Annotated in this window: 2 protein-coding genes; both read left to right on the top strand. The window is 46.7% G+C overall.

The features are described 5' to 3' along the window. The first annotated feature begins 310 nt into the window (after positions 1 to 310). Entirely contained in the window at positions 311 to 6,862 is a 6,552-nt protein-coding gene (locus tag HMPREF2626_RS07250; protein WP_070619456.1) for an Ig-like domain-containing protein, read from the top strand. Between the two features lie 1,022 nt (positions 6,863 to 7,884). Next, positions 7,885 to 14,158 (top strand): Rib/alpha-like domain-containing protein (locus HMPREF2626_RS07245; protein WP_070619453.1); only part of this gene is annotated, 6,274 nt, incomplete at its 3' end.

Genomic DNA, 14,158 nt, shown 5'->3' with positions numbered 1-14,158 from the left:
TTTTTTTTTTTTTTTTTTTTTTTTTTTTTTTTTGTACGATAGTTTTGTCAAATGGATTACATTTGGTGAAGTGGCGTTAGAAATAATAATTAGTCTGTTTGCCGAAAGATCTGACGATTGAGCTAATATTCATGTAGAAGAATGGGTCTGATGCTAATTCTAGCCTATTTGTATTTAAGGTTTTTTATAGATATTCCTTAAGAGTTCATAACTAAAGTGACGCAATCTCTCGCTAGTGGCAATTATTTATTTCTAGCAAAAACTTTATTGCAAGATATTATATGCTTTGACTAAAAATAGGAGGAAAGCTATGGTTGGAAAAAATAACTACCAAGTGAAAAAGGAGAAGCAAAGTAATAAATTTTATCGCTACTCAATTAAGCGCTTAAGTGTTGGCGTAGCTTCTGTAGCGGTAGCAGCCGGACTATTATTTGCAGGGGATGCTGTTGTTGTTGAAGCAGCAGCCGCAGAAGATACTAATGCAAGTGAAGAAGTTACTCCGGTTGCTGGAGAAGATGCACCTGCAGAGGAAGAAGTTCCAGTGAGTGAAGATACTCCAGTGGCGGATGAAGCCCCTGCGTCTGAAGAAACATCTGCCATCGAAGAAACACCTGCTCCTGAAGCAGCTCCAGTAACAGAAGAAGCGCCTGTAGAAGAAAAAGCTTTAACAGAAGCACCAGCAGATAAAGAAGCCGAAACAGTAAATCCTGTTTCAGAAAATACTGTGGAGAAAGACTCTAAATCAGATCATGCTGGCAAAGTGACAGCTTACGCGGCTTCTACTGAAGATCAGCCTGAAGTTGAAACAGCTGACGCTAAGCCATCTGAAGAATCTAACGGAAATAAGAAAGCAGATGTTTCAACCCGTTCAGTTGACCTACAAGAAGTAGAAGCGAACGCTATTTACTCACCTGGTCAAAAAGGGGATAAACAATCCTACTCCGGGACTGCCTATGTTTACCGTTACAATAAATTAAATAATCCAAGTAAGGAAACAATTGGTGGCGTCAATGTCTTCCTACAATGGGTAGACTCCGATGGTTATGTTTCTAATGTCTATAAGACAACTTCACGGCCAGATGGTACTTTTACTTTTAACTTTGAAAAACCAGAAGTTGATCAATTTGGTAACATTCACCACTTCCAATTAGCTGGTAATGGTGATTTCGCTATTCGAACTTGGGCACAGAACCCTGATCCCGAAAAATATAATGTTATTAAACCTGGTGACCACAAATATGGGTTCCACAAACGTTTGAATCGTGTCAATGAATCTTGGGACTTTACAGCCGGAATTAACCGTATTGTCGATGGTCAAGTTGCCCTTCAAGAAAAAATCTTAATGAACGATTGGTTGGTTAAACCAAAAGATCAATGGACAACATCACCAAATGAAGACGGTATCTGGCCAGATGTTGGTAATTACGGTACCGTAAGAGGGAAAGTCTGGTATGAAAACGGGGATCCTATGGGGTCAATCGCTGAAGGTTGGAAGAAGGACTCCTGGGACGTTAATGCAACCGGGACACAAGTTGTGGCTTCTTATGTGAACGATGAGATTGCACGTCGTTTTGATGCATGGAAAGAAGCGAATCCTAACCATGGCGTTAAAGATTTGAGAAAAGCTCAGGAAACTATTATTCGTGAATATGAAGCGGAAAATGGTAAGGGTTCTCATATTGCAGAAACAGTTGTTGGTAAAGTAGACAGCAATGGCGACTACTACTTACCATTCAGAGGTCTATATGGGATTAGTCCTTACAGACAAAACTCTGGTGCCAGTGTGTCGCATACGATTACGGATGAAGAGTATGGTCAACTTGTGCGTGATGAAGATGTTAACCATAGCAGCTTAATGCAGTGGAATGGTACTGTTGGGCAAAAACATCGTCACATTAATACAGACTATATGTATGTTGCTCCATTGATTGATAATTATGCTATTTGGGGTAATGCATCACAGAATAATATGTTTGAAGCCCTAACCAATAATAGTACTTTACCTGTTGGGGTAAATAACCTTGCAGCAGATAATATTTCTAATGTAAATTTTGCGGCGCTAGCTGCACAACCTCTCCATGATATTAAAGAGTTTGATAGCCAAAGCAATTTTGCTCGACCAGGCCAAGAAGTTCAAAATGAAACTGCAGGTTTACTTCCAAACCAACAATACAAGGTAAGATGGTTTAAAGATGGTAAAGCAATTGGTGAAGCAGTTGAAGTAAATAGTAATGAAGTTGGACGCATTGGTTCAGTACCTATGACGGTTCCTGCTGACTTAGCAGTTCCTGCCAACTATTCATCTGCTGTATTCTATGGCAATAGTAACGCTGATGACCTAGGTGAAGCACTGGCTGCTGACTCCTTTATTGCAACACCAGGCGTCAAATATCATCCAATTGAAACAATAGCTGGCGAAGAAGCAAAAACTGATACGCCAAAATTTGTGGATAAAGATGGTAAAGAATACGAACCAAAATATCAAGGGCAAAATGCGCCTAAGTATGAATACGTAGAGCGTGTTGTTACAACTGATGAAAATGACCAAGTGCAAGTAGAATATAAACCTCTTGAAACAGTTAATGTTGATGGACAAGATATTCAAGTTTCAGTTGATCCAAACACAGGTGTAGTTACTGTTCCAGCATCAGAAACAGCTAAGCTTAAACCTGGCCAAAAGATTGTTGTTCCAGTATCAGTTGCCTTTGACAATGGTTTACGCCTACCAGCAGATGCAGAAATTACCATTAAAGATGATCGTCAAGATCAAGAGAAGTATCAACCAAACTACGCATCAGAAGAAGCAGAATTTGGTAAGGATTTCACTGGTCAACAACCAAACTTTAAACAAGTTGATCTGGAAGGTAAGGAAACAGACGTTGACTTCAACAATGTCCCACTTTCCAAAGACCCTGCCAAACCAGCTTTCACCATCACTACACCAACCCGTGGTGCATCCATCGATCCAAATACCGGTGCTATCACCATTCCAGCTTCAGAAACTTCTAAGCAACCTGGGGAAACGATTGAAGTGCCAGTTACTGTCACTTATGAAGATGGGTCCCAAGACCAAGTGACAGCTCCAGTCAAAGTGTCAGCACCAGATGTGATCGACCGGACTGGCAAGGAAGATGAAGCAACTCCGGAAGGTTACCACCGCGTGACTTTAACAGCTGGGGAAGGGGTTAATAACTTTGGCAAGAAGGCCTATGATGTCAAAGACCAAGCCAGCCTTTCTGCTGAAGAAATTCCAAGCTTAACAGCTAAGGAAAATTATGAAAATCCTCAATGGAATGAAGATCCAAGTCAAGTGATCTCAGCGCCTAAGGACTTTGTGGCGACTGCGACGCCTGTGACACCAGCCGACACCACCGCTCCATCCATCACCGTGTCAGCCAAGGATATCCAAGCGACAGAAGGTCAGCCAATCGACCCTGTTTCTGTAACGACCGATGATCCTGAAGCGACAGTGACGGTTGACGGCCTACCTGAGGGCTTGACTTACAACCCTGAGACCAAGCAGATCGAAGGAACGGTTCCAGCGGGGACGGTTCAATGGGCAGACGACCAAGATGAGTCCCGTGACTTCTCAGCGACCGTCAAGGCAGTCGATCCAGCGGGCAATGAAGCGACTGAGCCGATCAATGTCACTGTTCTCCGCGACACAGACGGCGACGGCCAAGCCGATAAGACCGACAAAGACGATGACAATGACGGCATCCCAGACACCGACGATGACGCGTCTAAAGTATGGGACGGCCTCGATGCGCAAACGACTGACGTCACAGCCACTAACGGCCAAGAAGTCCCAGCTGACACCAAGGTTGTTACACCAAACAAACCAGGTGCTAAGGTCTCAACCCCAGCTCCAGTCGACGGTCTCTCTGTTGATGAAGACGGTAATTTAGTTGGTACACCAAATGTGGACTTCCAACCAGGCGAAAGAGAAAAAGTTGTGGAAATCCCTGTTGAAATTACTTCGACTGGTACTGGACAAAAAGATGATCAAGGTCAACCAACTGACGAGGCTATCCAACGAACCGTCAAAGTGACCGTAACGAATCCAAATCCGGCTGAAACACCAGCAGAATCTAGCGTGGAAGTGACCCCTACATCACAAAACGCCCTGGAAGGTAAGGACATTACCCCAGTGACGCCAGATGCTAAGAACTTGCCAGAAGGCGGCAGCGTCAAAGTGACCATCGATGGCCAAGACAGCTATCCAGGTCTGACGGTTGATCCAGAAACCGGCCAAGTGACCGGCCAACCGGAAATCACCGACTGGGCGCCTGAGGAAGAAACCCGGACCATTACGGTAACCGCCGAAGTCCAAGACAAGGATGGTAATCCAGCCCGTGACGCAGATGGCAACCCAGTGAAAGCTGAATCAACCATTACTGTTTACCGCGACACCGACAAGGACGGCCAACCTGACAAGGATACTGGCATGCCGCAAGATCCAAACAACCCAACTGTCCCAGGCATCGACCAAGGTGACAAGGACGATGACAACGACGGCTGGACCGACCAAGAAGAAAAAGACCGTGGGACGGACGGTAAAGATGAAAACAGCTTCCCACGTGTGACCGAGCCCGGCGCCGAAAACGAACCAGGCAAGGACACCACCACGGTAACCGGCAAGACCACGCCAAACACCGATGTGGAAGTCAAAGATAAAGACGGCAAGACTATCGGTACCGGCACTTCCGATGACAAGGGTAATGTTAAGATCGATGTGCCTAAGCAAAACCCTGGCGACAAGGTGACTGTCATTCCTGGCAAGAAGGACGACCAAGGCAACTTTACCCCAGTCACTGATGACCAAGGTAATCCGCGTGGTGGCGCTGAAACCGTAGTCAAGGAAACTCCACAAATTACTAACCCAGGGGCTAAGAACGAAGCCGGTTCAGACAAGACTACTGTGACCGGTAAGACCACCGTTCCAAATACGACCGTTGAAGTCAAAGACAAGGACGGCAAGACCATCGGCACCAGTACTTCGGACGAAAACGGCGACTTTACCATCGACGTGCCACGCCAAGAAGGCGGCGACAAGATTTCTGTCATCCCATCTAAGGACTACACCAATCCAGATGGCTCAACAGAAACTCGGACCGGCGACCCTGTCGAAACCACCGTTAGTGAAGATGCTCCAGTCGTTGTCGGCGTGGAAGTCACACCAAAATCACAAAACGCCCTGGAAGGTAAGGACATTACCCCAGTGACCCCTCAAGCGGACAATGTTCCAGAAGGCGGCAGCGTCAAAGTGACCATCGATGGCCAAGACACTTATCCAGGTCTTACCGTAGATCCTGAAAGCGGCCAAGTGACCGGTAGCCCTGAAATTACTGACTGGTCACCAAAAGAAGAAACACGGACCATTACGGTTGAAGTTTCTGTCCTAGATAAAGACGGCAAGCCTGTCAACGATGCAGATGGAAACCCAGTGAAAGCTGAATCGACTATCACTGTTTACCGCGATACCGACAAGGACGGCCAACCTGACAAGGATACGGGCATGCCTCAAGATCCAAACAATCCAAGCGTCCCAGGCATCGACCAAGGCGACAAGGACGATGACAACGACGGCTGGACCGACCAAGAGGAAAATGACCGCGGTACCGATCCGAAAGACCAAGACAGCTTCCCACGTGTGACCGAGCCCGGCGCCGAAAACGAACCAGGCAAGGACACCACCACGGTAACCGGCAAGACCACGCCAAACACCGAAGTCGAAGTTAAGGATAAAGATGGAAATACCATCGGCACCGGCACTTCCGATGACAAGGGTAATGTTAAGATCGACGTACCTAAGCAAAATCCTGGCGACAAGGTGACTGTCATACCTGGCAAGAAGGATGACCAGGGCAACTTCACACCTGTCAAGGATGACCAAGGCAATCCGCGTGGTGGCGCTGAAACCATCGTTAAGGAAACCCCACAAATCACTAACCCAGGGGCCAAGAACGAGCCTGGTTCAGACAAGACCACTGTGACTGGTAAGACCACCGTTCCTAATTCAACTGTTGAAGTCAAAGACAAGGACGGCAAGACCATCGGCACCGGCACTTCGGATGAAAACGGCGACTTCACGATTGAAGTTCCTCGCCAAGGCAGCGGCGACAAGATTTCTGTGATCCCATCTAAGGACTACACCAATCCAGATGGCAGTGTGGAAACTCGGACCGGCGACCCTGTCGAAACCACGGTTACTGGACACACCCCAGCGACCAAGCAAGACAAGGACATCTACGAGCCTGAATACAAACCAGGTACCGGTCAACCAGGCACCAAGGTGGAAGTCGGCGAACCAATTTTCAGAGATGAAGACGGCAAAGTCGTGAACCCACCAGCCGGCACCAGCTTCAAGCCAGGCCAAGGCGAAACCGGCATCACTGTTGACCCTGAAACTGGCGCAGTCGTTGTCGAAGTCCCAGCCGACGCCAAGCCAGGCGACACGATCGAAAAATCAATCATTGTGACCTACCCTGATGGTTCAAGCGAAAGCGTCACCGTCACTGTGACGGTTGAAGGCAAGGGCGGCAGCGGCGTGACACCTACGCCAAGACCAACGCCTGAACCTCAACCAGAAGGCAAAGATGAAACCAAGGACGAGCCAGCACCTGCTCAAGACCCTGTCGAAAAACCTGGTAAGACAGAAGACAAGACCCCAGCTAAACCAGGTCAAGTCGCACTCAAGCCAGCCGCTAAGGACCAAGGCAAAGCTCAACAAGCTCCAGCCAAAGCCCAAAGCAAACTCCCACAAACCGGCGCTATCGCAGGTTTAACGAGCGGCCTATCCCTCGCCCTCGTCGGAGTCGGCAGCTTACTCGCCCTCGGCAAAAAGAAAAAAGAAGACTAATCGCAATGGGGATTGCTGACTAGCCTTCAGATTGAGCACCTCGCACGGAGCGGGGTGCTTTTTTGTTTTGATAGGGTTGAGGGGAGGCGCGTGCCTCCCTTCCTTGTGTATTAAGAGGAGCAAGACGGCTGGGGCTGTCTTGTAGCTTATTGGTCAATTGTTGAGGCTCTGATAGCTAGAGGAGTAGTGGTGCGGACAAGCGAAATGGCGTTTTGTCCGTATCTTGTGGCGAAGCGGACAAGAGTAGAGGCGTTTTGTCCGTATCTTAAGGAGAAACTGACATAAGGGTAGGGGCTCTGTCGGTAAGTGGGAGAGATACCGACATAAGCACAAAAATCTGTCACTTTCTCAGGTGAAATAGTGAGGATTTAGTTTTTGAATCATGAAAAATCCTAAAAGTTAGAAAAAAAGGGAGTAATGGCTAGAGAAACTGAATTAACGCAGGAGAAGATGCAGTATCACGCCTAGAAACTGCATTAACGCGGAAGAAGATGCAGTATCTTGCCTAGAAACTGCATTAACCTAGGAGAAGATGCAGTTTCCCTTGGACCACCGGCATTAAGGCAAGCGATAATGCGGGATCGGGGCTAGTGCTAGTTGGGCTTAGGAAGAAGAGGAAAGTTTAATCGGATTTTTTCTATTATAGGTCCGCATAATAACAAAACACAATAATGTTCGATTGTTTAATAGAGAACCCCAGTGATGGAAAGTGAAAACCTTGATAGACAAGGCTTATTGATCAATGGTGATTCAAAGATTGAATCAGGAAGGCAATAAATGACAAACAAAAGTACAATAGTGTTCTGATTAAGGACAAAAACTGGTCTTATATTAATTCATCATAAAAGCCAATTTCTGTAACCGATATGAAAGCCTGTATAATCAATCTTTGGTCCATGTATCAAGAAATAGATTTCATGAAATAAGTTTGTGCTATTTTTATTCATTTATTAAGAACTATATAATCCATTTAAACAAATATTTCATTATTGCATTGTGTTTATTTTATAAGGAGGAGACATATGGTAGGTAAGAATAACTATCAGGTCAAAAAGGAAAAGCAGGCAGACAAGTTCTACCGCTATTCCATCAAACGACTCAGTGTCGGGGTGGCCTCGGTTGCGGTCGCAGCTGGTTTGCTGTTTACCAGTGATGCTGCCGTGGTTGAAGTAGCCGCAGCAGAAACTGGCAATACAAGTGCCCTCACACAACCGGAAGAAACAGAAGAGGAAAAAGCGCGCCGAGCTGCCGCTGCAGCCGCAGCCCTCGAAGCTGAGAAGAATACAGTAGCAGTTGAAGCACCAGCTGAAACAACTGCCGCTCCTGTAGCCGAAACGCCAGCAGAGCCAGCAGCTCCTGTTGCAGAAGCTGAGAAGCAGGCCGAAGAAGCCCCAGCTGAAAAACCAGCAGAAGCTGAGAAGAAGGCTGAAGAAGCACCAAAAGCTGAAAAGGTAGAAGCTGATAAGAAGGCTGAAGAAGCGCCAAAAGCTGAAAAAGCTGAAGAGAAGAAAGCTGAGAAAAAAACTAAGGCTGATAAGAAGTCTGAAGCTCGTGCTGGTCACTATGCCGCAGACGAAAACGAAAAAGCTGGCGAATTGAAATTCTTCGCTGCTGAAGATAAAAAAGCCAAAGATACCAATGAACCGGCTCCAACAGCTGATTTAACTTTTAGCTTAAAAGCTGGTGCTATTGAAGAGAAGAAGCCTGAAGAAGCTGTTTCTAACAAGGCAAGCTTGCCTAAAGGAACCACTTATGAATGGGTTAAAAAACCTCAAAAAGGGGATAAGGAAGCTCATGTGAAAGTAACTTATCCTGATAAGAGTTATGATATTTTAACCTTGCCAATCAACACTCCAGACAATGTCCCTGCCGAAGCTGCAAACGGGACTGAACTCATTACAGGTGGTGGAACCAGTGAAGCGGACGCCATTGATGCCACTGGTCAAAATCCAGAAGCCACCCAAATTTACCGTGGTCAAGCCTGGATCGAAAATGAACCGGCATTTGGTGATAAAGATAAGGGCGATGTACCTGCTGCTGGCCAAAAAGTTTATCTTCAATGGAAAGATGGTAAGGGCGTTGTTTCCCCTATCTTCTATACAGTAGTTAAACCAGATGGATCCTTTATCTTTGACTTATCCCGTCCAGTTATCTTAGCCGATGGTTCGGTGACCCAGTATAAATTAGCTGGCGATGCGAACTTCGGGGTAAGAACTTGGGCGTCACCTATGGAAGGTTATTCTGTAGTTAAGTCCGGGGATATGTACGGGGCACGTTTCCAAACTCGTTTGGACCGGACCCAAGAAAACTGGGACTTCACTGCTGGTATCAACCGGATTGTTAACGGGGTTATCCAATACCAAAGAAAACCAAACGTTGAAGGTTGGTTAGCTAAACCTGAAGACCAATGGGTAAGAGCCAATACCCCTGAAGGTTACTGGCCAGAAGACGGTAACTATGGGGTAATGCGCGGTAAGGTTTGGTATGAAGTTAACGAAACAAACGGTGGGGTAACCAACGAATACCTCGGCCAACCTGGTAACGGGGATATCTGGGCTACTGGTATGGAAGTTGTCGGTTCATATGTCAACGACCATGTTGCCCGCCAATTCGATGCTTGGAAGACAGCCAACAAGGGTTATACCCATGACCAATTCAAGGCAGCCCAACAACAAATCATTGCTGAATACGAACAACAATATGGCAAGGGGTCAGCCATTGCTGAAACGGTTGTTGGTAAGGTTGATAAAGACGGGAACTTCCGTATTCCATTCAAGGGTCTTTACGGCGTTTCAAGAGACCGTCAAAATCCTATCGCTGCTGTTGCCAATAGAGTAAGCGATGAGGAATATGGAACAGTTGTCAAAGATGAAGAAGTGACCCATAAAGATTCACGGCCATGGGATGGTATCGTGAACTTGAAGGCACGCCATATCAACTACGACTACTCTTATGTTTACCCATTATCCGGTAACCGCGACACCTGGATGAAGATGTACGAAGACAATATGTTCCAAACATCATACTCTATCGGGGGTCAATTAAATGCGGGGACTGATATTAGCGGGATTCAATTTGCCCTGTTGGCTGCTCAACCAGTTCATGATGTAACAAATTACGATACTAATGCGAAATTTGCTCGTCCTGGTGATACTGCTCAATCATCCACTAAGGGACTTCACCCAAGCCAACCTTACAAGCAAAGATGGTTTAGAAACGGTAAGCCAGTTGGAACTGCAACAGAATTCACTACTGATGAGAAGGGTGAATACGGTTCAATTCCAATTACCGTGCCAAATGATTTAGAAGATGATGTGATCTATACATCAGCTATTTTCGCTTCTAACAACCAGGCCAATAAGTTGACCGAAGCCCTTTATGCGGATTCCTTCATGGCCCGTCCACCAGTTAAGGAAGTAAACAAAGATGACGAAGTGAAGAGAGGCTACGTTCGTGTCAGCTTCTTGCCAGGTAATGGTGGTAAATTCGATGGCAATAACCAAGAAGTTTACTATGACATCTTGGAAGGCAAGACCATCCAAGAAGCTATTGCAGACTCTAAGGGTTCTGCTGCGCCATTAGTCGTTCCAAATGTGACGCCAAATGACCCAGCTAAACCATTCAAGGGTTGGAAGGAAAATTCAAACAACGAAAATACTAAAGTTTACGCTAAAGATTTAGCAGACTACACTACACCGCTTGAAGCTGGTAAACCTGTGACTTTCGTAGCTGAGTACGACAAAGTTGAAGAAAAAGACAATTTTGATCCAGTCTACACCGAAGTCCCAGGCAAAGTCGGCGAAGAAGCATCTTCAACACCTAAATTCACCGACAAGGCGGGTAAGGACACCGCCAAACCAGCCGGGGCTAAATTTGCTCTAGGCGACAACGCTCCAGCAGGTGCAACAATTGATCCTGACACAGGGGTTGTGAAATACACACCTAAGGCCGGCGACGCTGATAAGACAGTTGATGTTCCAGTCGTTGTCACCTACAAGGATGGCTCAAAGGATAATACTACTGCACCAATCCATGTAGCTGCCCAAGACAAGATCAAGGACGTGACTGATCCAAACGCCCCAGTTCCAGAAGGCTATGTGCGTCTGAAATTCAATGCGGATACTAAAGATGGTTCAGTGACTGGTAAATTTGTGGACAATGCTAAGGTGAAAGCCTTCGACGTTCTCAAGGGGACCGAGTTCAACGATCCAGCTATCCAAGAGAAATTCGACCAAGTTGTTCCAACTAACCCAGTTGCAGACAACCCAGCTAAGAAATGGTCATCATGGGAACCAATCTTTGACAATGAATTAGCCAAGGATACCCCAATCGAACAAGGGCTTAAAGGCGACACCCGCGAATACCACTCGGTTTACGAAGATAAAGCCTTCAACGAAGCCAATGTTGGAATCGCTAAGGTTGAAATCGTCCAAGACCCAACCAAGAAGGCCTACACTGAAGGCAAGGAAGGCGACAACAAGCTTGATCCAGCCGGCACCCAGGTGAAATTAACCGATGCTAATGGCGCGGAAAAAGTTGTTGGCCCAGAAGAATTCGGCAAGTACGGCATTAAACTTGGCCTCAAAGACGTACCTAACTACACGCCAGAAACACCTTTAACCAAGAAAGACCATGACGGTAAGAAGGTTGAAGTCACTGTTCCAGGTAAGAATGGCGAACTCAAGGCGGAATCTAAGGCCCCAATCACGGTGAAACAACAAGATAAGGATGCCTTAGAACCAAGCTATGCCCCAACTGAAGCCAATGTTGGTCAAGAAGCTGCTTCGAAAGCACCAACATTTAAAGACAGCGCCAATAAAGCAGTAGACACACCAGCCGGCGCAACTTTCGCTTTAGGCAAGGGTGCTCCTAAGGGCGCTAAGATCGATCCTAAGACAGGGGTTGTGACTTACACACCTGCAGCTGCTGACGAAGGCAAGGCGGTTAAAGTCCCAGTCGTTGTCACTTACGGCGACAAGACCACTGACCAAGCAGAAGCTACCTTCAACGTAGGCCAACGTCCTGACGTGATCGAAGCGACTGATCCCAACGCAGAAGTTCCACAAGGCTATCACAAGGTAACCCTCAAGGCTGGCGAAGGCACCCAAGTTCCAGAAAAAGTTCTCCACGTCAGAGACGGCAAGGGCATTCCAGCCGACAAGTACCCAGCTGCCACCATCGACCCAGCCAAGGCTAAGGACTACAAGGAACCAATCACATGGTCCGTCGCAGCTAACACCCCAATCACCAAAGACGAAGTGATTGTGGCTAATGCTACTAAGAAGACCGACGCAGAAAAGAACGATCCACAAGCTAAGGACCAAACCGTCAAAGTCGGTGAAACACCTAAAGCTGAAGATTCTATTGCCAACTTGAAAGACCTTCCACAAGGTACTAAAGTTGCCTACAAGGAAGCAGTCGATACTAAGACCCCAGGTGACAAACCAGCTACTGTTGTAGTAACTTACCCAGATAAGTCTAGCGAAGAAGTTCCTGTAACTGTTAAGGTTGAAAATAAAACCGCAGCTACTGTTGAACCAGAATACAAACCAGCCAATGGTCAAGCAGGCGACAAGGTCACTGTTGACAAACCAGTCTTCAAGGATAAGGACGGGAAAGAAGTTCCAGCACCAGAAAACACAACATTCAGTCCAGCTGAAGGTGAAACAGGTGTAACCGTCGATCCAGATGGTACTGTTCATGTTGACGTACCTAAAGACGCTAAACCAGGCGACAAGGTAACGAAACAAGTTGTAGTGACTTACCCAGACGGTTCAAAAGATACTGTACCTGTCACTGTAACTGTTAGCGAACCAGCTCCTAGTCAAGCTGATACAACGGAACCAACCGTCCCAGCTAAGACCGAAGTCGAAGACAAGACTAACTTAACCCCAGAAGAACAAGCTGAAGTTAAGAAGAAAGTCGAAGACGCCAACAAAGACAAGTTCCCTGTTGCTAAGGATGGTCAAACACCAACAACTGTTGAAGTAGGCAAAGACGGTACCGCAACCATCACTTACCCAGATGGCTCGAAAGACACCATCCCAGGTACTGACTTAGTGGTTGAACGTCCTAAGACAACTGTTGAAGGCACACCTAAGCCAGTTAAGGCAACTGACGAACCTCAAGACACCGGCCTTGTTGTGAAGAACCAAGACGACAAGACCCCAACTAAGGTGACTGCTAAGGATGAAGACGGTAATGACGTACCAGTAACCGTTGACCCAACAACTGGTAAGGTTTCTGTAACTCCAGGCACCAAGGTTGATGGCCCAATCACCGTAACGGTTGAAGACAAGGACCTCCCAGAAGGCAAACAAAACTTCGTCGTTCCAGTTGAAGGCCACGAAGCCGGTCGCGACGACAACGGTACAGATAAGACTCAAGCAGACTTGACTGACCCAGTTGTTCCAACCAAGACTGAAGTTGAAGATAAGACCAACTTAACTCCTGAAGAACAAGGCAAGGTTAAGAAGGCTATCGAAGACGCCAACAAGGACAAGTTCCCTGCTCCTAAAGATGGACAAAAGCCAACTACAGTTGAAGTAGGCAAAGACGGTACTGCTACCATCACCTACCCAGATGGCTCGAAAGACACCATCCCAGGTACTGACTTAGTGGTTGAACGTCCTAAGACTACGGTTGAAGGAACACCTAAGCCAGTTAAGCCAACTAACGATCCTCAAGACACTGGCCTTGTTGTGAAGAATCAAGACGATAAGACCCCAACTACAGTGACTGCCAAGGACGAAGACGGCAATAACGTTCCTGTAACTGTTGACCCAGAAACAGGCAAAGTTTCCGTAACCCCAGGCACCAAGGTTGATGGCCCAATCACCGTGACGGTTGAAGACAAAGACTTACCTGAAGGTAAACAAGACTTCGTCGTTCCAGTTGAAGGCCACGAAGCCGGCCGCGACGACAATGGTACAGATAAGACTCAAGCAGACTTGACTGACCCAGTTGTTCCAACCAAGACTGAAGTTGAAGATAAGACCAACTTAACTCCTGAAGAACAAGGCAAGGTTAAGAAGGCTATCGAAGACGCCAACAAGGACAAGTTCCCTGCTCCTAAGGAAGGTCAAACTCCAACAACTGTAACAGTTGATGACAAGGGTAACGCAACTATTACCTACCCAGATGGCTCGAAAGACACCATTCCAGGGACAGACTTAGTCGTTGAACGTCCTAAGACCACGGTTGAAGGCACACCTAAGACCGTTAAGCCAACTGATGAGCCTCAAGACACTGGACTTATTGTTAAGAATCAAGACGATAAGACCCCAACTACAGTGA

The sequence above is a fragment of the Aerococcus sp. HMSC062A02 genome, assembly GCF_001809535.1.
GTDB lineage: Bacteria > Bacillota > Bacilli > Lactobacillales > Aerococcaceae > Aerococcus.
This window is presented reverse-complemented; position numbering and strand designations above follow the sequence as displayed.